Here is a 21,950-nt window from a genome sequence, read left to right on the forward strand (position 1 = left end):
CATCTGCGCACTATTTATACTGCCCACAGCCCCCTGATGTGGATGTAGACCGATGACCGAGCGCCTGTTTTTTACCCATGACCATCTGACGGCCGAGCTGGAAGTGCTCAGTTGCACCCCGCACGAAGAGCAATTTGCCGTGATTGTGCAGTCGACTATTTTTCACCCCCAAGGTGGCGGCCAGCCGTTCGACACCGGCTGGCTCGGCGACAGCCAGGTACTGCGAGTCATGCAGGAAGCCGAACAGGTGGTGCACTACGTCGACCGCCCCCTGGAACCTGGACCCGCCGTTGCACGAGTCGACGCACAACGTCGCGCCTTGCACACCCGCCTGCATTCGGCGGGACATTTGATCGGCAATGCCGGCGAACGCCTGGGCTGGATGCCGATCAAGGCCCACCACTGGCCGGGCGAAGGCAAGATCACCTTTATTCGTGGCCAGACCGCGCAAGACATGGATGCGCAAACGCTGCAGCAATGGGTCAACCAATGGATCGCTGCTGACTACCCTCGGCATATGACCCTGGAAGATGGCACCCGCGAAGTCGGCTTTGGTGAATTACCGGCATACGCCTGTGGTGGCACTCATGTTCAGGCGTTGAGCGAACTGGGCCAGGTAACGATCCTGGCGTTGTCCGAGAAAAAAGGCGCGCTGTCGGTGCGCTACAGCCTCGCTGACACCCTGACACTGTAGGAGCGAGCTTGCTCGCGAAGAACGTCAACGATAACGCGAGCAGTCAGGTTGCACGCGGTGCCTGTGAGTTTTTCGCGAGCAAGCTCGCGCCTACAGGGCCACGCTCGGCTGGCCCGATTCATTGACGAACGACTTCAACGTCGACACCGTCGCCGCCGGGTCACGCGGGTCACTGATCGCCCGAAAATTCGTCAACATGCTGTTGGCCGCCAACTCCACCGACACGTACCCACGCTGGCGGCTGTCGAAGAACTTCACATGGGGGTTGAGCGGCATGATCTTCATGAACGCGTCATAGGGCGGGCCGTCGGAGGTCACCGACGAGCCAACGAACTCGGTGGCGACCACCGCCGAATCCGGGTTGTCGGCATTCACATGCAGGTCCGTGGCCCAGAACGAATGAATGTCGCCGCCCCAGAACACCGGGTTCTTCACGCGATTGCGCACAATCGACGCCAGCATCCGTGAACGGTTAGCCATGTAGCCATCCCAGCCGTCGCTCCAGCGGCCCGGCTTGTGGTTGGTGAGATCGCGCTGGATCAGCGGCGCCACCAGCAAATCCTGAGCGATCACATTCCATTGCGCCTTCGACTGGGCAAACCCCTGGTCCAGCCAGGCTTCTTGCTGCCAGCCGAGCAAAGTGCGAGCGGGGTCGCGCAAGTTGCTGCAAGGGGTGGTGACAATATGCCCCTGGTGGCTGCCATTGGCTGCGATGCACGGTTGCTCGGAACGGTACTGACGCCCATCAAGCACATGAAAACGTACAAGCCGGCCGTAGTCCAGACGCCGGTAGATAAGCATATCGGCGCCCTTGGGCACACTACTGGCGCGCAAGGGCATGTGTTCATAGAACGCCTGATAAGCCGCCGCCCGTTGCTGAAGAAACTGTGCCACCGAAACCTTGGGGTCCTGGGACCAGCGGTTGGCATAGTCATTCTGCACTTCATGATCATCCCAGGTCGCTACGCTGGGGGCAGCGGCGTGCAGGGCTTGCAGGTCCGGATCGGTCTTGTACAGTGCATAGCGGTTGCGATAGTCGCTCAGGCTTTGCGCATTGCCACTGCCGTGCGAGCGGAAAACCTTGCCCGAATCCGCCGCGTATGAGCTGTCGTAAATATAGTCGCCAAGGAAAAACACCAGGTCGGGCTGCTCCGCGGCGAGGTGACGATAGGCGCTGAAATAGCCGCGCTCCCAGTGCGAGCAAGACACAAACCCCAGTCGGGCCGAGGCCATGGTATGCAGCGCTGGTGTCGTGCGCGACTGGCCCACCGGGCTTTGCGCACCGAGCCCTTCAAACTGGTACCAATAGGGTCGGTCTGCCGCGAGTCCTGCCACTTCGACATGCACCGAATGGGCAAAACGCTGCGTGGCCAGCACCTCGCCCTGCTGCACAATGCGCGTCATCGCCGCGTCGCTGGCCACCCGCCAACGCACCGGCACCGCACGGCTCAATCCACCGCGGCCATCTGCGGCATTGAACATGGGCGCCAGCCGCGTCCAGATCACAAAGCCATCCGGCAACGGGTCGCCGGAGGCTACGCCGAGGGTGAACGGATAATCCACCCCGGCACTGCGCGCAAACGGGCTGAGGATGGAAAACGCCGTGGCGACTGCCAGCCCTGCGAGTACCCGGCGGCGGTCGTGGTCTACCCCGCCGCTCACAGACCGCGCTCCCAATCGTCACGCACGGTGGCGAACCCAAGTAAGTCCTCATACACGCCGTTCTTTAGAAACGCCTGGCGCACGCAGCCTTCATAGCGCAGGCCGATCTTTTCCATGACCCGCGCCGATTCCTTGTTGCGACCAAAGCACTGGCTGCCCACGCGCTGCAACTTTAGCTCGTCGAAGCCGAAGTCCATCACCGCGCTCGCCGCTTCTGCGGCATAACCCTGGTTACGGCAGTGCGCCGCCACCCAGCCACCCAAGTGCCCATAGTGATGCCGAGCATTGATGCGCAGGCTGACCATGCCGATCAATTCGCCTGTGCCCAGCACATGCATCCCCAGGTTCAGCAGTTCACCAGTGCGGTACTTGTCGGCGATCCCGGCAATAAAATCCTGGGCGGTTTCCAGGGTGTAGGGCGATGGAATATTCGCCGTGTTGTCGGCAATTTTCGATCCGTTGGCAAGCGTACAAAGCACCTGTGCCTGGTGCATTTCCAGTGTTCGCAAGAGCAGCCGCAGGGTAGTCAATTGAGGCAATGCTGTGTCCATGAAAGCCGGTTCTCAAGATAAATTTCTCAAGCATGTACGCCCCGAGTGTCAGTTTCATTACGCCCGAAAACTGACCGGTAAGTTTTCTGAAAGACCCGTCCTAGAGCCTCTAAACCGTCAATTAAAGTTAACCATTCGGTCATTTTTGCTTGCTAGCGTGTTGCCCCTAATTCAATAACGGGGTAACGGAATGAGAACCTGGGACGAACCCAAAAAACGCAAGGCGCACATCGAACTGATCCCGATGATCGACGTAATGATGTTCCTGCTGGTGTTTTTCGTACTGGTGAGCCTGAACGTGATACCCGCGCTTGGCATGAAGACTCAATTGCCCAGCGCCAGCAGCTCACAGCAGCTCAAACCGCAAAACAAATTCATCCTCACCCTGGGCCTGGAAGGCCAGTTGCAACTGGATGGCAAGGACCTGACGGTGGATGCGCTGGTGCCGGCCTTGAAAGCGGCCGAGAAGCCGGACACCAAGTCGACGATCATCGTCAACAGCGACAAAGGTGTGGAGGTTTCGCGCCTGGTGGAAGTGATGGACACCCTGCGCTTGGGTGGCTTCACCTCCGTGTCCATTGCTACGCGTAAGTCCTGATCATGTACGTTCTGTTTCGTGCGCGTCAGCTGCTGGGCAGTGTCCCGGCCCTGATCGCCCTGGTGCTGATTGCACTGGGTATCCAGTCCCAGACCTTGAAGGTCGAGCCGGTGTATGACGAGTCGGCGGTCGAGTTGGCATTGGTCGAGCCGGAGCCGGAAATCGTCCCGGAACCGGTCGTTGAACAGGAGCCGCCACCGCCGATCATCGAAGAGCAAGAGGCCGAGCCTGCTCCGCCACCGCCACCGCCCAAGCCGCAGCCCAAACCGGAACCCAAACCGGAACCCAAGCCCAGGCCAAAACCCGTGCCCAAGCCGATGGTGGCCAAGACAGCGCCCACGCCGCCCCCGGTCGCCGCCGCTAAACCCATCCCGCCCGTACCGGCCCCGGCAGCACCTGTGGCGGCGCCCGCTCCACCTGCGCCGCCGAAGGTCAACGGTCAGGCCCTGGAAGGCGGTTACCTCAAAGGCCTGCGCAACGAGTTGGACACCTACAAGCAGTACCCCACCGGGCGCCAGGCGTCGCTCGAACGCCCCAGCGGCGAAGTGGTGGTGTGGTTGCTGGTGGACCGTCAGGGCCGGGTGCTTGATTCCGGCTTGCAGACCCAGGCCTCAAGCATGTTGCTCAACCGGGCCGCCACCAACAGCTTGCGTCGCATCAAGCAAGTCAAGCCGTTCCCCGAACAAGCCTTCGGGGGGCGCAATGAGCAGCGCTTCACCGCCACCTTCAACTACAGCGTGCAATAAGCACCCGACACCAGGACGACAGTGATGAAGTTCACCCGTATTCATCTGGCACTCGTTGCCGCGACCAGCATGAGCCAGGGACTGGTCATGGCAGAGACCAGCGACAGCGATGTCGGCACCATTGGGGTACAAGGCAAGGCGAGCGCCGGGGGCGGCTACATGGTCCCGGAAGAGAGCATCAAGGGCCGCTCCACGGTGACCAAGGAAGCGCTGGACAAACAGGCAGCAACGGGCAATGCCATCGACAAGCTCAAGTACACCCCGGGCTTGAACATCTCCAGTGAAGACAACACCGGACTCTCGGGTTTTCGCTTCACCATGCGCGGCATGAACTCCGACCAGGTGGGCATGTCGGTGGACGGTATGCCGATCAACGACTCCGGCAACTACGCGCTGTACTCCAACCTGTTGGGCGACCCGGAAAACATCGACCAGATTTTCGTCACCCAAGGCGCCTCGGAGGCCGATGGGCCGCATATCGGTTCCAGTGGCGGTAACATCGGCATCGTGACCATTCGCCCCACCAAGGAAACCGGTGCGTTCGTCAAGCAGGTGGTCGGCAGCAATGCCACACGCAAGACCTTCGCCCGCCTCAATACCGGTGAAATCAACGGCCTGAGCAACTGGCTGTCGGTGTCTCATACAGAAGGGCAAATGTGGCGCGGCTCGGGCGCCGTACGTGCCGACAAGGTGGAGTGGAACAGCTTCTTCGACGCTGGCAACGGCAACACCGCCAACCTGATCCTCAAGTATCACGAGCAGGACAACAACAGCTACAGCCAGTTGACCAAGGCGCAATTTCAGCAGAACGGTCGCAAGTACGACCCCTACCCGGCCACGCCGACCGTGGGCAGCAACGGCAAATACAACAGCTACTACGCTCTGGCGCAGAACCCGTTCCAGACCTTCACCGCCGTGCTCAACACTCAGTTCAAACTGGCCGACAACCTGGCCCTGTCGGTGATCCCGTATTACTACTGGGGCAACGGCAGCGGCGTGGGTTCATCCGCCTACGCACTCAATCGTGGTTCCAACCAGGGTGGCGTGTTCGACCTCGGCAACCTGCCCACCGCCGCCCAGTACAATGCCGACGGCACGCCGAACAACGGCGTGTACTACCGCCCTTCACGCACGCAAACCTGGCGGCCGGGCATCACCACCAAACTGACCTGGGACCTGGGCGACCACAGCCTGCAGTTCGGCTACTGGTACGAGCGCGCACGCCAGAGTCAGACCCAGCCATTCATTCCACTCAAGAGCAACGGCAAGCCGGTGGACACCTGGCCGGACTCCAACAGCGCCATCGTCGACGCCAACGGCAACACCGTACAGGGCCGCGACCGCTTCACCGTGACCCCGGCGCAAAAGGTCTGGGCCCAGGACACCTGGTACATCAACCCGGACTGGACCTTCATCGCCGGCCTTGCCTACATGAACGTCGAGCGTGACGGTACCAACCATGGCAGCCTCACTGAACGACCGGAAAAACGTAGCCAGACCTACAACAAACTGTTGCCCAACGTCGGCCTCAAATATCAGTTGGACGAGCGCGACCAACTGTTCTACAGCCTGTCGCGCAATATGCGCGTGCCGCAGAACTATGCGCTCTACGACAAGGGCGCCGACTCGATCAACCTTGAACCGGAAACCAGCTGGAACCACGAACTGGGCTGGCGCTACAGCGGCGACGACATGACTCTGGCCGCCACCCTGTTTTACATGGACTTCAAGAATCGCCAGGTCTCGTCCAAAGACATCAACGGCGACGCCGCCGACATCAACGTCGGTGCCGTGACCAACAAAGGCCTGGAGCTGGAGTGGAGCGGCCAACTGCCCCATCACTTCAACTACTACACCTCCTACACCTACACCAAGGCCGAGCAGCAAGACGACATGACCGTCTACAACGCCGGCAAAGCCATCCTGCTGCCCACCAGCGGCAAGCAATTCGCCAACGTGCCCAAGAACATGCTGGCGGCCAACGTTGGTTACGACGACGGACGCTTCTACGGCACCTTCGGCGGCAAGTACACCAGCAAGCTCTACGGCGACCTGACCAACGACGAAGCCATTTCCGGGCGCACTGTGTTCAACCTCGGCGCCGGTATCTACCTGCCGGTGGACAAGAAAGTCGTCAAGGACGCGACCCTGCGCCTGAACGTCGACAACCTGTTCGACAAGAAATACCTGGACGGCGTGTACACCACCAAGACCAACGCGGCCAGCTACAGCGGCTTTCGCGATGGCGACCCGGCCTACATCGTGGGCCTGGACCGCACCGTAACGGTTTCGCTGGAAGCCAATTTCTAAGACTGACCCAAGAGGAACACCCGCATGGATATGAACCTGCTCCACGACGTCACCTTCTATGTGATGTACGCGGCGATGGCCATTGCGATCTTCATCGCCATCGAACGCGGTATCTACTTCGCCTACGTGCGCCGCCAGGCGCGTGCGTTGATCGACGCCCTCGGCGCCCATGTGCACAGCGAGCGTGACCTGCCGGACAACCTGAGCCGACGCGACAGCCTGGCGCTGAACATGATTTTGCCGGTGCTGGCCCAGAAAGCGTCCAACGGTTCACGCAAGGACCTGGACGACGAAATCGACACCCAATACCTCAAGACACGCGCCCCGCTGGCCCGCAGCCTGTGGATCATCGAGACCATTACCACGGCCGCCCCGCTGCTGGGCTTGCTGGGCACCATCCTCGGCATCATCGACACCTTCAAGGCGCTGGCCACGGCTGGCGTTTCCGACCCAGGGCAGATTTCCGGTGGTATCGGTACGGCCCTGTTCGCCACCGGCCTGGGTATCGCCATCGCGCTGTTCTGCGTGGTATTCCACAACTTCTTCCAGGACAGCCTGGAGCGCATCAACGACCAACTGAAAATCCTGTTGATCCGCGCGGCCAGCGGTGCCCGCGTACAAGGTGAAGTGCCGCACCTCGTACCGACTTCCCTGCACAGCCGCACAGCGTGACCTGCCGGGCGGGCGCATGACGCGCCCGCCCCTTTGTTTTGTCCGATGAGACGCCTATGTCCCTTTCGATGAAGTTGCGTATCGCCGGCCTTGCCGGCGTGTTGCTCAGTCCGCTGGCCCAGGCGGATTTTTCCATTCCGGGGTTTGAGCTGGTGCATACCGTGCCCGTAGAGACCACCCTGGGCACCGCCGATTTGCGCCAGACCGGCCCGGTATGGATCGAGCTGTTCGACAGTGCAAAAAGCCGCATTGATATCGGCCAGTTCTACGCCGTCGACCATCCCGGTTCGGTGATGGACAGGGTCATCGAACACCTTGAGGCTGCCGGCAAGCGCGGCGTGAAGATTCGTTTTTTGCTGGAAGAAAAAGGCATCAGGCTGTCGGAAGCTGCCACCCTGGAACGCTTGCGTGCGATCCCCAACCTGACCTTGCGAGTGCTGCCCTACGGGCAATTGAGCGGCGGCATCATTCACGCCAAATACCTGCTGGTAGATGGCAAGCAGGCGTTTATCGGCAGCCAGAATTTCGACTGGCGCTCCCTGGAACATATCCACGAAACCGGGCTGCGCATCAGTGACGCAAGCGTGGTGAGCCAGGTGCAGGCGATCTTCGACCAAGACTGGCAAGCCCAGGCCGCGCTCGCCGATAAACAGCCGGTACCGCTGCCGGCCGCCGGCCAGGCGCCCGCACGCACCGGCAACTATCTGGTGGCCAGCCCGCAACGCTACAACCCACCAGGCGTAGGCGACTCACAGATGGAACTGCCACGCCTGCTGAGCGAAGCCAAAAAAGAAGTGCGCGTGCAATTGCTCGATTACGCGCCACTGTCCTACGGACCCGATCGAACCCGGCCGTACTACGCTGTGATCGACAACGCCGTGCGCGCCGCCGCTGCCCGTGGAGTGGCGATCAAGCTGATGGTGTCCAACTGGAATACCGACAAGCTGGAGCTGCCCTACCTCAAGAGCCTGGCGGTATTGCCCAACGTCGAGATCAAGGTCGTCACCCTGCCCGAGGCCAGGCAAGGCTTTATCCCTTATGCCCGAGTGATCCACAGCAAGACCATGGAGATCGACGGGCAAGTGGCATGGATCGGCACCAGCAACTGGTTGGGCGGCTACCTGGATAACTCGCGCAATCTGGAGGTGGTGATGCGCAGCGAAGCGATGGCCAGGCGTGTAGGTCAATTGCATAAGCAACTGTGGGACGGGCCCTACGCCAGAGCCTTGAGCGTGACGGATGAATACCCTGAGCCCCACCCTGGCCAGCATTGACCTTGGGCACCTGAGTAGTGGTAGTGTGTGGAAATGTTTCTGACTTATCCGTCAGAAACTCCCTACTCACTACCTGCAAAGGAATGCCTTCAACAATGCACTTTCCACTCAAGCAATTGGCAGTCGCCACCCTGTTCGCAGCTAGCCTTTCAGCACTCTCCACACCCGCTTTCGCCAACATCAGCGCCGACCAAAGCGCGGCGATTGTGAAGGGTTTCAGCGAGACATCGGTCACCGATTTCCGCAGTTTCCTCGGCACGCTGGCCAAGGGCGAGCTGGGTAAATCGGCTGACGTCGGCCCGGCTATCAGCGCCTTTCTCGACAGCAAAAGCCTGAACACCGAGCAGCAGAACGAGATCAATCGCTTGCTCGGTATCTACACCCGTGTGAAGTACGGCAAGGCTGCCCTGGAAACCTTGCGCGAACTGGTGGAGATTCCGACCTTCAACGTAGACGGCCTGCCGCAGTACAAAAACCCGGAATTTCTCAAGATCGCCGACAAGCTCCAGGCCCTGGCCAAATCCTTCAACCTGAACTTCCGTAACGTCGATAACCGCGTGTACGAAATCTCCCTGGAAGGCAGCGGTGAGGAAGTCGTCGGTGTGCACGCCCACGCCGATGTGGTGCCGGTCACGCCGGAAAACTGGGTGCTGCAGGACGGTACCAAGCTCGACCCGTTCAAGGTCACACTGATCGGCGACCGCATGTATGGCCGCGGTACCGAGGATGACAAGAACGGCATCGTCGTGACGATGTATGCCATGAAGGTGATCAAGGAAGAAAAACTGCCGCTGGCGCGCACGTTTAAACTGCTGGTGGACACGACCGAAGAAACGTCCGGTGACGCGATTCCCTATTACTTCGAACGCAATCCCGTGCCGCAATACAACTTGGCGCTGGATGGCGGCTACCCGGTGGTGATCGCCGAAAAAGGCTCGGGCACCGTTATGGCCACCTTCCCGGTGCGCAAGGGTGAAGGCGCAGGCGCAGAAATCATTGCAATGACCGGCGGCAAGGCCACCAACCAGATCCCATCGGTGTCGGTTGCCACGCTGGTCAGCGATAAGCCTGCTGAATTGGCGGCCAGCCTGCAGCAGGCCGGTAATGACTATGCCAAGCGCAACGGCGGCAATTTCCAGGTCAGCGCCAAGGTCGACGGCAAGGACGTCAAACTTACCGTTACCGGCGTGTCTGCTCACTCTTCCGAACCCGAAACCGGCGTCAACCCGGTGGCTCGTATGCTGGAGTTGATTCACGGCCTCGACGGCAAGATTGCCCTCAAGCACAACCACATCACTGATGCGGCGCGTTATGCAGCGGACAACTGGGGCCTGGATTACCTGGGCGGTAAATTGAGCGTGGGTTTTGCCGATGACTTCATGGGGCCGCTGACTACCTCGCCGACCTTTGTCGGCCTGGATGACAAAGCTTTCAAGCTGGCGGTGAACCTGCGGGCGCCGAAGGGTAAAACCCCGGAGGCACTCAAGGCACAGATCGAGCAAAAACTGAACGCCTGGAACCAGCAAGCCAAGGTCAACGTGAGCTTCGCCTACTCGCTGGATACACCGATGTACCGCAACCCTGAAGGTGAGTGGGTCAAAGCCTTGCTGGCGGTCGCCACGGAAAACCTGGACATGCAGCACAAGTTCGGCACTTCGGCCGGCGCCACCTCCGTGCATGACTTGCCCAATGGTGTGCAATTCGGCCTGGCCCGTCCGGAAGAGAAGTACACCGGGCACACCGACGGTGAGTTCAAAACGGTTGAGCAGTTCCTGCTGGACCTGCAGATCGTCACTGAAATGATGGGCCGCGTCGGGCAGTTGCCGAAGCTCTGACCCATCCTCATCGCCTGAACCACCGCTATCGCAGCCTCGCTGAAGCTCGACAGCTCCCACAGGGGATCGGCTGTGTATTTGGAATCACGCTTTGCAGGGCCATCGCGCCAACCCAACTCTCGACAGCAACACCGCCCAAATGTGGGAGCCGTCGAGCCCCGGCGAGGCTGCGATGGCGGCGGCACAGGCAACATTTTCATCGCCTGAACCACCGCTTTCGCAGCCTCGCTAAAGCTCGACAGCTCCCACAGGGGATTGGTGGTGTTGGGTTGATCTAGGTTGGCAGGGCCATCGCGCCAAGCACAACTCCCGACAACAACACCGCCCAAATGTGGGAGCTGTCGAGCCCCGGCGAGGCTGCGATGGCGGCGGCACAGGCAACATTTTCATCGCCTGAACCACCGCTTTCGCAGCCTCGCTGAAGCTCGACAGCTCCCACAGGGGATTGGTGGTGTTGGGGTGATCTCGGTTGGCAGGGCCATCGCGCCAAGCACAACTCCCGACAACAACACCGCCCAAATGTGGGAGTTGTCGAGCCCCGGCGAGGCTGCGATGGCGGCGGCACAGGCAAAATCTTCAGCGCCTGAACCACCGCTTTCGCAGCCTCGCTGAAGCTCGACAGCTCCCACAGGGGATCGGCAGTGCTGGGTTGATCTCGGTTGGCAGGGCCATCGCGCCAAACACAACTCCCGACAACAACATCGCCCAAATGTGGGAGCTGTCGAGCCCCGGCGAGGCTGCGATGGCGGCGGCACAGGCAACATTTTCATCGCCTGAACCACTGCTTTCGCAGCCTCGCTGAAGCTCGACAGCTCCCACCGGGGATCGGCAGTGCTGGGTTGATCTCGGTTGGCAGGGCCATCGCGCCAAGCACAACTCCCGACAACAACATCGCCCAAATGTGGGAGCTGTCGAGCCCCAGCGAGGCTGCGATGGCGGCGGCACAGGCAACATTTTCAGCGCCTGAACCACCGCTTTCGCAGCCTCGCTGAAGCTCGACAGCTCCTACAGGGGATCGGCAGTGCTGGGTTGATCTCGGTTGGCAGGGCCATCGCGCCAAGCACAATTCTCGGCAGCAATGGCAGGCTCTTCAGGCTTGCAACATCAACATGTCTTCAAAGAACCCCCCGACCGGCTCCGTGGGATGGCACAGCTGGATCTCCAGTACCCAGGCCATTTCACTCGGTGGGATCTCCAGGTCAGCCAACTCTTTGCTTTCGAACAAGGCATGGGGGAAATCCGCAAGGCGGTGCCCCGCCAGGTTGCGTGCCAGCCTCCAGCCCTTTGCCTCGGCGCTCTGTTCGGCGAAGTCGTAGAGTTCGCGCCCGGTCAGCCCACCCAGCCACGCTTGGCGGGTTTCATCAAACACCTCATGCAGCGCAGTCCTGCACGCCAGATGCAGCGGTAACTCACCGAAGATAAACGTGTCGCCGTAGTCTCCTTCATAGCCATCCCACACCGGCCCAAGGTCGACCACCACAATATCGCTGGCGCGCAGTTCGCGCTGACGATCAACACCTTCGCGGGAGGGCCGGATGGTGTCGGGGCCAAAGCGAATGTAAGTCGGGTGCCAGGTGTGCGAGGCGCCCATGGCCGTGAGTTGCTGGGCGGCCATCTCCAGGGCTTCGCCGGTGGTCATGCCGACCGTCAACTGGCTGGCGATGGCCGCCAGGGCACGTATGGATTTTTCTCGCGCCGCTAACATGCCGTCCAGGGAATAACGCGGGCCGACTTTCTCCCAGATCGGGTCGAACAACAGCGAGACCGCTTGCGCGCTTGACTGACCACTGGCAACAAACGCTTCCGCAACAAATCGATGGCTCGGCAACCCCGCCTCAAGGCAATGACTGCGTACCTGGCTGAGCATAGCGCCGTTACCGCAGGCGTACACCTGAGCCACTTCCCAGTGATGCCCGTGACTCAATGCCACCTCCTGCACCCTGCCCTCGGATGATCGCACCGAATGCCAGCAAAAACGTAGATATTTGAGTGTCGCCTGGTCCAGGAAAGCGTGGTCATAAAAGTCCGTGGATTGCGCGCCGCCCCAATACAACGTCACCTCGATATTGCGCTTGAGCGCGGTCAACAGGATCGGCTTGATGCCTGCGTAACCGGTACCCGTGGCAAACAGTACGACCGGGGCGGCGTCATCGTCCTGCCAGGTGCAGGCACCAAACGGCCCTTCCAATTGCATGCGCGCCCCCACGACCAAGCCACCCAGAACGCCCTCGGAAAAATACCCGCCGCTCACCCGACGAATCTGGAAGACCAAACGTCCCTCGTCCTCGGCTGGCAGGTTGGCAATCGAGAAGCAACGCGTGTCGCCGTCGGCCAGGTGGAACTTGAGGTATTGGCCAGCTCGCACCGTCAAGGGTGTATCGGGCGTGAGTATCAACTCAATGACGTCGGGCCCGAGTGCGCGCTTGCCAATGACCTGAGCCCCCACGACCAACGCCGGTGTATCCAGGGACCAGCCGGGGATTTCCAGGCGCATATCGGTGCAGGCATGGCTCTGGCAAAGCAGTATTTCAGTGGCGGCCAGGGGGTAACACGGCGCTGGCGCATCCGGCGCCAGACGCTTGGCCCGGTGCTCACCTGCGGCCACCACCACCTTGCACGAACCGCACGCGCCACGGCGGCATGAGAACGGCACGGCCAAGCCACTGGCAAGCATGGCGTCGAGCAACAGTTCGTCGCCGGCCTCAAAGGTTTTTCCCGAGGGAGACAGTTCGATGACATGGCGTGTGTTCATAAAGACCTCGGGGTGAGAGAGGCTTGATTGTTGCGCTAGACTAGGCCCATTAAAACCTCCAGATTTGGATACTTCAGATGGTCCAGCTGCGTAAATGGCGCCCCCTGCTCAAGCTTGACGACGACACCCGCCTGGCGTCCTATCGCAAGATTGCCGAGGGTCTCGTCAGTGCAATCCTCGAAGGCCGATTGCCGCCCGGGACGTTGCTGCCGGGCACGCGGGAGATGGCACAACTGCTCGACGTCAACCGCAAGACGGTGATCCTGGCCTATGAAGAGGCAATGACCAAAGGCTGGCTGGTCAGCGAGCCGCGCCGTGGCACATTCGTCAATGTGCAACTGGCGCCCAAGCCCCTGCCCTGCCCTGCGCAGCCGTCGTTCGCCCCGCTATTGCTGGACCAGCCGGTGGTACCGTATTTCACCCATAACGCCCAGGTGGTCGCGCTCCAGCATCGGCACGGAGCGCTGTTTTTCGACAATGGCACCAGCGACCACCGCTTGCTGCCCCAGGCCGTTTTGCATCGCTACTATCGCCATGCGCTGCGCAACAGTTTTGCCTCCAACACGGTGCGCTACGGCAGTGAGGGCACCGGCTATCAGCTGCGCTGCGCTCTGGCCGAGATGCTGCGCAATAACCGCGGGCTGACAGTGACTGCGGACAATATCTGCCTGACCCAGGGCACGCAGATGTCCCTTTACCTGAGCGCCAGCCTGCTGATCAAGCCTGGCGACGTGGTACTGGTGGAGCGTTTGAGCTATCCGCCGGCGTGGGAAATTTTCCGCAGACTCGGCGCGCAAGTGGTCACCGTGGACATCGACGACGAAGGCTGCCGCACCGACCAAATCGACCGCTTGTGCCGCGAGCACACTGTGCGCCTGATATACCTCACGCCCCATCACCAATTCCCCACCACGGTGAGCCTGCATGTGGCACGCCGACAACACTTGCTGGCGTTGGCGGCGCAACATGACTTTTGCGTGATCGAAGAAGACTACGACCACGAATATCACTTCAGCGGCCGCCCTTACCTGCCGTTGGCCAGTGACCGCGCCCAGCGCCATGTGATTTACGTCGGTTCGTTATCCAAGGTGCTGGGCTCGACGTTTCGTTGCAGTTACATCGTAGCCCCGACCCAGGTGATTGAAGCCCTGCAGCGCAATGCCGCACTGATGCTGGGCGATGCGGATGCGGTGGCACAGACCATGCTGGCGGACCTGATCAATGACGGTGAGTTGAAAAAACACCTGCGCCGCGTCTCGAAAGAGTACCGCGCGCGCCGTACCGTGCTGCGCGACTGTCTGGACCAGGCATTCGGTGAGCGCATACAGGTGCGCGAACCCGAAGGTGGCTTGGCGCTCTGGGTGCGTTTCGAGGATGGCATGGACGTGGATCGCTTGGTGCACACCGCTCTGGACCATGGACTGGTGGTGCGCAGCGGTCGTCAGTTTTCACCCGACGACCAACCGCAAAATGCGCTGCGCCTGGGCTTTGCGTCACTGAACCGGGATGAGCTCTACCAGGCCACACAGCGCTTGGCCCAGGCGATGAACGCCATGGGTACGCGTTGAATACACGACAGGGCTTGCCCTCTGTAGGAGCGAGCTTGCTCGCGAAAAACCTCAACGGTAACGCGCGTCTCCTGAATAAACGCGGAGCCTGTGGTTTTTTCGCGAGCAAGCTCGCGCCTACAAAAGTCTATGACGCATCGTCACGGGAGCAAACTCCCTCGCCACAGGTCCACGTCGCACCAACCTTGTGTGGATAGCTATGCCCCGATGGCGGCCTTATAGCCCGCCGGGATCCTGGATCAGAGCGTTATCCGCGATGCCTTCGCAACAAAGGCCAACTGGAGGCGAGCGCTCCGGGCTTGTAGTCCCGCCCTTCGACCCGCACCAGGTCGGGGAACTCAAGCAACAATGCGCGATTGCCCCTGCCGATGTGCTCCATCACCGCCAGGGTGATGTTTTCCCGTACCATCCCTGTCGAGACGTAATACATGGCCCAGGCTTGTTCCGGCGTGCAGAGGCCGATCTGCTCTTCAATTTCCTTGTACGCCTTGTAGTCGTCCGACTCCAAGTAGCACTGATCACTGCCCTGGCGCATGCTGTTCCCCTCCCCGGGCCCTGGGTCAACCTCCCAACAGGCTTACCCTCACGTACCGCTCTTGACCTTGGTCCAGACCCGGGTGCGGATACGCTCCGCCTTCAACGGCAACGGCTCAAGCGGAACCAGCGTAGCCATGGTCTTTTTATCAGGATAAATCCACGGGTTATCGCGCAATTTCTGCTCAACGAACTGTGTGGCGTCTTTATTGGCGTTGGGATAGAGCATGTAGTTGGACGTCTCGGCAATCACCTGGGGCCGCAGCATGTAATTAATGAATTCCAGCGCGGCCTTGGGATGACGAGCGTCTTTGAGCAATACCCAGTTTTCAGACCAGACCAACGCGCCTTCCCGGGGCAGGCTGTAGGCAATCTTGCGTCCACTGTTGGATTTTTCATTGATCGCCTGCGCGGCCAGTGCACCATTGGCCCAGCCTACAACTGCGCAAATATTGCCGTCGGCCAGGTCGGTGTCGATTCGCGAAGAGTCGAAATAGAGCACGTAAGGGCGAATTTTCAACAGCAAAGCCTGGGCCTTCTGGTAATCCTCAGGGTTGGTGCTGTTGCTGGGCAGTCCCAGATAGTGCAAGGCGATCGAAATGATTTCGCTGGGCGAGTCGAGCATGGCGACGCCGCAGGCCTTGAGCTTGCTGATATTTTCTTCTTTGAAGATCAGGTCCCAGCTGTCTACCGGGGCATCATCACCCAGAGCAGCCTTGACCTTGTCCACATCGTAGCCAATCCCGGTAGTACCCCAGACGTAGGGTACGGCGTAGCGATTGCCCGGGTCATTGACCGCCAGCAGTGAGAGGATATCGGGATCGATATGCGACAGATTACTCAGTTGCGAGCGGTCCAACTCTTGCAGCACACCCGCCTTGATCAGGCCGGGCAGCACATTGGACGTGGCCACCACCAAGTCATACCCGGTGCGCCCGGCCATGACTTTGCTCTGCATGGTTTCAGCACTGTCAAAGGCATCCATATGCAGCTTGATGCCGCTTTCCTGCTGGAACGCTTTCGGGGTCTGCGGTTCAAGAAACCCGAACCAGTTATACAGATACACCGAAGATTGCGCGGCGGTGGCTGGCGTGCTGATGGCGGCGCCAAGCAGCGAGGCTAAAAAAATAGCTCGCAAGTGTGAACGACTCATATGACTATCCCTGTCTACCCGAAGCGCCTTCATGGCCATCGTAAGCTCGGGGTGAATATACCGGGCGTTGTCGAATAGTAAATACCTACAAGTACTTAGCCCCTGCCTGTCAATCCCTAACCCTAAAGGGGTAGAACATGTCGCTTGACCTTCAAAGCCTGGCCTGGCACCGATCGGTTGGCAAACTGATCATGCAGCTTGATCGACCAGAGTTCTGGAGCTCATTGATTCGCGTATTGAATGAATATGTGCAGATCGACAATTGGGTTGTACTGGTTTTCGGCGATCACGCCGTGCGGGTGATCAGCCTGCCGGAGGTGGCAGACAGCGAAGAAGTCGATGCTTTTATTCATCGGTATGTGAAGGGCCTTTATCTGCTGGACCCGTTTTATATCGCCAATCGGGAAAACCCGCAGAGCGGGTTCTTCCATCTGCTCGATATTGCGCCGGAGCACTTTCTTGAAACCGAGTACTACCAGCAATATTTCGCGCAATACATCTCGGTTGATGAGGCGCAATACAACGTGCAACTCGATGCCGACAGAACGCTGTGCATGTCGTTTGGCAGTAACCTGCGCTTCACACAGGCGCAAGTCACGCTACTGGACATGATCAAGCCGTGGGTGACGGCAATGATGCATCAACGCATGAGCTTTGAAATTGACCCGCAAAAGAATATCGCCGAGCCGGCCCCGTGGACTGAGGCGCTTACTCAGCTGGAGGCACACATAACGGCACGCGAGAAAGACGTACTGAAGTTGCTGCTCAGCGGTTTCTCCAACAAGGAAATCGCCGGGAAACTGTTGCTGTCGACGGAAACCATTAAAGTCCACCGCCGCAACCTCTACAGCAAGCTCAATATCAAATCGCAGTCCGAATTGTTTGCGCGGTTTTTTATGCAAAGACAGGAGGCCCATGCGACCACTTGAATGGAAAGTGCGCCAGCCGAATAAATTCAGCACACACAAAAACGCCGATCATTGCTGATCGGCGTTTTCGTTAAATATGGAGCGGGAAACGAGACTCGAACTCGCGACCCCGACCTTGGCAAGGTCGTGCTCTACCAACTGAGCTATTCCCGCAAATGGCGTCCCCTAGGGGACTCGAACCCCTGTTACCGCCGTGAAAGGGCGGTGTCCTAGGCCACTAGACGAAGGGGACACGCTACTGAAACACATGGTGTGTATTTCAGTGCCCAGAGGCCTTGTCCGAAGACTTGGTCCTGGTTTCACTCAATGCCGCCCGAGGGCCACACTGCTTGTAAATTGGAGCGGGAAACGAGACTCGAACTCGCGACCCCGACCTTGGCAAGGTCGTGCTCTACCAACTGAGCTATTCCCGCATATGGCGTCCCCTAGGGGACTCGAACCCCTGTTACCGCCGTGAAAGGGCGGTGTCCTAGGCCACTAGACGAAGGGGACACACGTACAACATTCACTCCCTACCGCGTTTCGCTGTGTGCTTTACGCTGTAAGTGGCGCGCATTCTATGGATGGATTGAAAGGTCGTCAACCCCCAAGGATAAATTTATTTAAATCAATGACTTCGCCATGGTTTACCGGCCCGTGCAGGCATTGTCGCCGCTGGAGCCTTGGCGCCTATATTCTGGCGTTCGACAAGGCGTTATAGTCTGCCTGGGTAAATGATGGCAATGTGCATCCATTCACGGATGCGCTTGCCTATATAGAAGCAACTACCTGGGCAACTGGTCGATCGGTCCTATCCGCCGGGTGCCCCAGTCACTACACTCCACAGCAATCCCTATAAAAGAGGTCACACCGGTGACACCACTCATGATCACCCTGCTGGTAATAGCCGGGATCGTAATACTGATCGCCATTGGCTACATGAACCACGTGGTGGAAAACAACAAGCTGGAAAAGAAGCGCACCGAGATCGAGCTTAACGATCGGCTGCGTCGCTGCGGTGAAATCACCGAGACCTTCCCCGGCCAACTGATGACCCCGGCGCTCAAACTGTTGCTGGCCCGCCTTGAGCTGAACGTCAACCAGCGTCTGTTGAACCTTAACAAGTCCAGTGCGCCAATCAAGGCACGCATCAGCGAGCTGAATGCGCTGATTGCTCAAGGCGAATCGATCCCGGTGGCCAACCCACCAGCACCGATCCAGACCGAAGCCAAGGCCAAGGATGTACGCTTTTTGCTCGAAGCCCTGCACGGCCAAGTCACCCGCGCAGCCCAGGACGGTTTCCTGCCAACCAATGAAGCCAAGCACTGGATCAAGGAAATCCGTCATATCCTGGTGCTGCTGCATATCGAGTTCTTCAACAACCTCGGCCAACACGCCCTGCTGCAAGGCCAACCCGGCCAGGCACGCCTGGCGTTCGAACGCGGCGTGCAGTACTTGCGCAAACAACCGGAGCCGGTGCTCTACAGCGCACAGTTGCAACTGCTGGAGTCACAACTGGCCCGCGCCAACTCCACGGTGTTGACCAACAGCCAGCCGGCAGAAGACGAAGTCAACGAGCTCACTGAAGGCTTGAAGGTCGTCGACGCCGATGCCGAGTGGAAAAAGAAAGCTATCTACGACTGACAGGCCAGATAATAACGTCGGAGGGGTGTCAGTTGGATGGCACCCTCACACCATATGCCATCACTTTGCATCTATCCCCCCGCCCCCGACTAGCGTAAAAAAGTGCCCCTCACTCCGTGAAGTTAGAGGCCTGCTATGCCTGTTGCCATGATTGATGGACAACCGCTGCACTACCTTGACCAGGGCAGTGGCCCGGTCGTATTGCTCGGCTCAAGTTACCTGTGGGCCCACGACATGTGGACGCCGCAGATTGAAGCGCTGTCGCAGCAATACCGCGTAATCGTCCCCGAGCTGTGGGGCCATGGCGAATCGGGCACGTTACCCACGCAAACCCGGTCCCTGGATGATCTGGCGCGCCAGGCCCTGGCGCTGCTGAATCACCTGGACATCGCGCAGATCAACCTGGCGGGCCTTTCGGTCGGTGGCATGTGGGGCGCGCGCCTGGCACTGCTGGCGCCCGAGCGCATCAACAGCATGGTGCTGATGGACACCTACCTCGGTGCCGAACCCGAAGCAACGCGTCAGTACTACTTCTCGCTGTTCAAGATGATTGAAGACGCCGGCGCCATCCCTGAGCCATTGCTGGATGTAATCGCACCGATCTTCTTTCGCCCGGGCATCGACCGTGAATCGGCGCTGTATCAGGATTTTCGCAGATCCCTGCAAGTTTTCCCCCGCGAACGTCTGCTCGACAGCATCGTCCCGCTGGGCCGCTTGATCTTCAGCCGCGAAGATATCCTCGAGCAATTGCCGCACCTGGACGCCGACACCACCCTGATAATGTGCGGCGAGCAAGACAAACCCCGCCCCCCTGCCGAATCCGAGGAAATGGCCGGCCTGATTGGTTGCGACCTGATTCTGATCCCTGAGGCTGGGCATATCTCAAGCCGCGAAAACCCGGACTTCGTCAACGAAGCGCTGCTGACATTCCTCGCCAACAACGCCTGAGCGACCTTCGCCTTGCTCGCCGCACCCCAGCGGCGATCACAGGCGGAAATGCCCCACCATCCCCTTAAGTTCCACGCCCAACTGCGCCAGCTGAACGCTGGATGCGGCATTGCCTTGCATACTCAGGGCCGAATGATCGGCACTCGCCCGAATACTGGTGACGCTACGGTTGATCTCTTCGGCCACCGAGCTTTGTTGCTCGGCGGCGGCGGCGATCTGTTGGTTCATTTGCTGGATCAGTGACACGGCGGCCGCAATGCTGCCCAAGGCACTTTCGGTTTGCAGGGCATCACCGACCGCCAGCTTCACCAATTCGCCACTTTGCTGGATCTGCTGTACCGATGACTGCGCCGCACTGCGCAAGGTGCTGACCAGCCGTTCAATTTCCTCGGTCGATTGCTGGGTGCGCTTGGCCAGGGCCCGTACCTCGTCGGCCACCACGGCAAAGCCACGCCCTTGCTCACCGGCACGGGCCGCTTCGATGGCAGCGTTCAAGGCCAGCAGATTGGTCTGCTCGGCCACGCTATTAATTACGCTCAGCACAGTGCCTATGTGCTGAATCTCTGCGCTGAGGCTTTCGATACTCGCGCTGGCACTGTTGCTCGATGTCGCCAGCAACTCGATACGCTGCAAACTCATGCGCACCACCTGCTGGCCGCTGTCGACCTTGGCGTCCGCCGTCTGTGCAGCTTGCGCGGCCTGCTCGGCATTGCGCGCCACATCGTGCACGGTGGCTGTCATCTGATTCATCGCCGTGGCGACCTGTTCGGTTTCTTCCTTTTGGCTGCTGACCTCGTGGTTGGTCTGCTCGGTAACGCTGGACAGCGAATGCGCGGAACTGGCCAGTTGTTCGATGCCAGCCTGCAACCCGCTGACCATCTGGCTCAGACCGCTGCTCATCTGCTGCATGGCTTGCATCAATTGGCCAATTTCATCACGACGGCTGACCTCCATGCGCCCGCTCAGGTCACCCGAGGCAATCTGCTGGGCCACGGCGATCACGCTGCGCAACGGCGCAACGATTAACCGGGTAATCAGCCACGCAGCAATCAAGCCCACCAGCAACGCCAAGGCCGAAGAACCGATGATCAACCACGTGCTGTGCTGCAACTGCGCCTGCATGGACTGGTCTTCGGCGGCGTACGCCTGATTGACGCGGCTGACCACTTGCTCGGCGCGGTCATGCAGTTGCGTGTAAACCAGCTTTTCCTGGGCCAGCAGCCCGGTGTATTCGCCGAGTTTTTCACTGAATGAGGCGATATGCCCGCCGACTTCGTTGAGTACAGTCTGGTAGCCCGCGTCCTTGACGCTGGTTTTGAGCTTCTCGACTTCGGCCAAGGCCTGGTCGGCCTGCTCGATCTTGCCCTGGCCGACATCCTCTGCCTCAGCCTTGCGGCTTTGATCCAGGCGTACCCGCGCCTCGTTCATGGCTTGCAGCATCAAGCGTGACACCTGGCTGACCTGCCCCGCCTGCTCGATAAACTCGGCGCCCTCCTTGCCCTGGCTTTCCTTGAGGCCATAAGCGCCGTCGTCGGCGAGGCCGGCCTGCAACACGTCCAGGTTATTCGCCACGCTGGACACCGACCAACTGGCCATTTCCAGCGCCAGGTCTTTAGCCTGGGTCAAGTCGACGAACTCATCGAACGCTTTGCGATAGGCGATCAACGCTTGCTCAACATCGCTCATCACCCGCTCGTTGGTGGCGGACCGCGCCTTGAGGCTGATGGCCTGGGCCAGCAACGCCTCAACACTGCCATGCAGGGCGTCAACGGCCTTGGGGTCGGCGTGCAACGCGTAGTTCTGTTCGATCACGCGCACATTGAGCAACTCGCTATTGAGCGAAGACATCTGCTTGAGGCCATCAAAACGCTGGCCGACGGTGTGCAGGGACCCCACACCGATCGCCGCCACCAGGGCCGTCAGCAGGAGCACCAGGGTAAAACCCAAGCCCAGTTTTATTGCCATACCAAGGTTGGCGAATCGTCGTTGCACGCCCCAAATCATTGCACTTGATCCTCTTGCAATGGCAGCTGCCATAAGCCAGGTTTACCAGCAGCGAGAGTGGCAACCCCGGGGCACTGAGCACAAGCCGCTGGCGCTG

Annotated in this window: 17 protein-coding genes, 4 tRNA genes and 1 pseudogene; 11 read left to right on the plus strand and 11 right to left on the minus strand. The window is 59.8% G+C overall.

The features are described 5' to 3' along the window. Positions 1–52: 52 nt before the first annotated feature. Entirely contained in the window at positions 53–694 is a 642-nt protein-coding gene (locus TX23_RS19830; RefSeq protein WP_057703676.1) for an alanyl-tRNA editing protein, read from the plus strand. Between the two features lie 90 nt (positions 695–784). On the opposite strand, the gene TX23_RS19835 is transcribed toward TX23_RS19830, so the two are convergent. Both TX23_RS19835 and TX23_RS19840 read right to left on the minus strand, forming a co-directional pair. Further along, positions 785–2,356 (minus strand): alkaline phosphatase D family protein, encoded by a 1,572-nt coding sequence (locus tag TX23_RS19835; protein ID WP_057703677.1) that lies wholly within the window; start codon positions 2,354–2,356, stop codon positions 785–787. Continuing rightward, on the minus strand, positions 2,353–2,907 hold the full coding sequence (locus TX23_RS19840; RefSeq protein WP_057703678.1) for a GNAT family N-acetyltransferase: 555 nt from the start codon (positions 2,905–2,907) through the stop codon (positions 2,353–2,355). Before TX23_RS19840 ends, TX23_RS19835 begins: the two co-directional genes overlap by 4 nt. A 190-nt stretch (positions 2,908–3,097) precedes the next feature. On the opposite strand from TX23_RS19840, the gene TX23_RS19845 reads away from it, so the two are divergent. The 6 genes from TX23_RS19845 (at position 3,098) to TX23_RS19870 (ending at position 10,342) form a co-directional block, all read left to right on the plus strand. Then, positions 3,098–3,505 (plus strand): ExbD/TolR family protein, encoded by a 408-nt coding sequence (locus TX23_RS19845; RefSeq protein ID WP_005786670.1) that lies wholly within the window; start codon positions 3,098–3,100, stop codon positions 3,503–3,505. A 2-nt stretch (positions 3,506–3,507) separates the two neighbouring features. Next, positions 3,508–4,251 (plus strand): energy transducer TonB family protein, encoded by a 744-nt coding sequence (locus tag TX23_RS19850; RefSeq protein ID WP_057703679.1) that lies wholly within the window; start codon positions 3,508–3,510, stop codon positions 4,249–4,251. A gap of 24 nt (positions 4,252–4,275) precedes the next feature. Next, the gene (locus TX23_RS19855) at positions 4,276–6,561 is read left to right on the plus strand and encodes a TonB-dependent receptor (protein ID WP_057703680.1); all 2,286 of its coding nucleotides are present in this window, start codon (positions 4,276–4,278) and stop codon (positions 6,559–6,561) included. Positions 6,562–6,585: 24 nt separating this feature from the next. Next, positions 6,586–7,233, plus strand: a complete 648-nt coding sequence (locus TX23_RS19860) for a MotA/TolQ/ExbB proton channel family protein (protein ID WP_057703681.1) — start codon at positions 6,586–6,588, stop codon at positions 7,231–7,233. 56 nt (positions 7,234–7,289) lie between these two features. Then, positions 7,290–8,507 carry a phospholipase D-like domain-containing protein gene (locus tag TX23_RS19865; protein WP_057703682.1) on the plus strand — a complete coding sequence of 406 codons (1,218 nt, stop codon included), beginning with the start codon at positions 7,290–7,292 and terminating at the stop codon, positions 8,505–8,507. A 95-nt stretch (positions 8,508–8,602) separates the two neighbouring features. Next, on the plus strand, positions 8,603–10,342 hold the full coding sequence (locus TX23_RS19870) for a dipeptidase (RefSeq protein WP_057703683.1): 1,740 nt from the start codon (positions 8,603–8,605) through the stop codon (positions 10,340–10,342). 1,090 nt (positions 10,343–11,432) lie between these two features. Here TX23_RS19870 and TX23_RS19875 read toward each other — a convergent pair. Then, on the minus strand, positions 11,433–13,094 hold the full coding sequence (locus TX23_RS19875; RefSeq protein ID WP_057703684.1) for a M24 family metallopeptidase: 1,662 nt from the start codon (positions 13,092–13,094) through the stop codon (positions 11,433–11,435). 77 nt (positions 13,095–13,171) lie between these two features. Here TX23_RS19875 and pdxR point away from each other — a divergent pair, with 77 nt between their 5' ends. Then, positions 13,172–14,662 (plus strand): MocR-like pyridoxine biosynthesis transcription factor PdxR, encoded by a 1,491-nt coding sequence (gene pdxR / locus TX23_RS19880; protein ID WP_057703685.1) that lies wholly within the window; start codon positions 13,172–13,174, stop codon positions 14,660–14,662. 247 nt (positions 14,663–14,909) lie between these two features. Here the strand turns inward: pdxR and TX23_RS19885 are convergent, their stop codons facing one another. Both TX23_RS19885 and TX23_RS19890 read right to left on the minus strand, forming a co-directional pair. Continuing rightward, positions 14,910–15,197, minus strand: coding sequence for a hypothetical protein (locus tag TX23_RS19885; protein ID WP_057703686.1), 288 nt, complete (start codon positions 15,195–15,197; stop codon positions 14,910–14,912). A 48-nt stretch (positions 15,198–15,245) separates the two neighbouring features. Further along, positions 15,246–16,349 carry a polyamine ABC transporter substrate-binding protein gene (locus TX23_RS19890; RefSeq protein ID WP_057703687.1) on the minus strand — a complete coding sequence of 368 codons (1,104 nt, stop codon included), beginning with the start codon at positions 16,347–16,349 and terminating at the stop codon, positions 15,246–15,248. Positions 16,350–16,486: 137 nt separating this feature from the next. Here TX23_RS19890 and TX23_RS19895 point away from each other — a divergent pair, with 137 nt between their 5' ends. After that, the gene (locus TX23_RS19895; RefSeq protein ID WP_057703688.1) at positions 16,487–17,278 is read left to right on the plus strand and encodes a helix-turn-helix transcriptional regulator; all 792 of its coding nucleotides are present in this window, start codon (positions 16,487–16,489) and stop codon (positions 17,276–17,278) included. Positions 17,279–17,355: 77 nt separating this feature from the next. Here the strand turns inward: TX23_RS19895 and TX23_RS19900 are convergent. The 4 genes from TX23_RS19900 to TX23_RS19915 all read right to left on the minus strand — a co-directional run bounded on the left by TX23_RS19900 (position 17,356) and on the right by TX23_RS19915 (position 17,770). Then, positions 17,356–17,431: transfer RNA gene (locus TX23_RS19900), tRNA-Gly, on the minus strand. 3 nt (positions 17,432–17,434) lie between these two features. Then, positions 17,435–17,510 (minus strand) — tRNA-Glu (locus tag TX23_RS19905). Between the two features lie 105 nt (positions 17,511–17,615). Further along, positions 17,616–17,691, minus strand: a tRNA-Gly gene (locus TX23_RS19910). 3 nt (positions 17,692–17,694) lie between these two features. After that, positions 17,695–17,770, minus strand: a tRNA-Glu gene (locus tag TX23_RS19915). Between the two features lie 360 nt (positions 17,771–18,130). Here TX23_RS19915 and TX23_RS19920 point away from each other — a divergent pair. Next, positions 18,131–18,901, plus strand: a complete 771-nt coding sequence (locus TX23_RS19920) for a hypothetical protein (RefSeq protein WP_032803393.1) — start codon at positions 18,131–18,133, stop codon at positions 18,899–18,901. Between the two features lie 135 nt (positions 18,902–19,036). Next, a complete protein-coding gene (locus tag TX23_RS19925; protein ID WP_057703689.1) occupies positions 19,037–19,849 on the plus strand; it encodes an alpha/beta fold hydrolase in 813 nt (270 codons plus the stop codon). A 36-nt stretch (positions 19,850–19,885) separates the two neighbouring features. Here TX23_RS19925 and TX23_RS28810 read toward each other — a convergent pair whose 3' ends face one another. Together TX23_RS28810 and TX23_RS28815 are read right to left on the minus strand one after the other, a co-directional pair. Further along, positions 19,886–20,767, minus strand: coding sequence for a methyl-accepting chemotaxis protein (locus TX23_RS28810; RefSeq protein ID WP_407071389.1), 882 nt, complete (start codon positions 20,765–20,767; stop codon positions 19,886–19,888). Beyond that, positions 20,744–21,886, minus strand: a pseudogene (locus TX23_RS28815) (HAMP domain-containing protein); the annotation flags it as partial. The gene TX23_RS28810 and the pseudogene TX23_RS28815, both read right to left, overlap by 24 nt. Positions 21,887–21,950: the final 64 nt, after the last annotated feature.

It is taken from the genome of Pseudomonas paralactis, from assembly GCF_001439735.1.
Classification (GTDB): Bacteria; Pseudomonadota; Gammaproteobacteria; order Pseudomonadales; family Pseudomonadaceae; genus Aquipseudomonas; species Aquipseudomonas paralactis.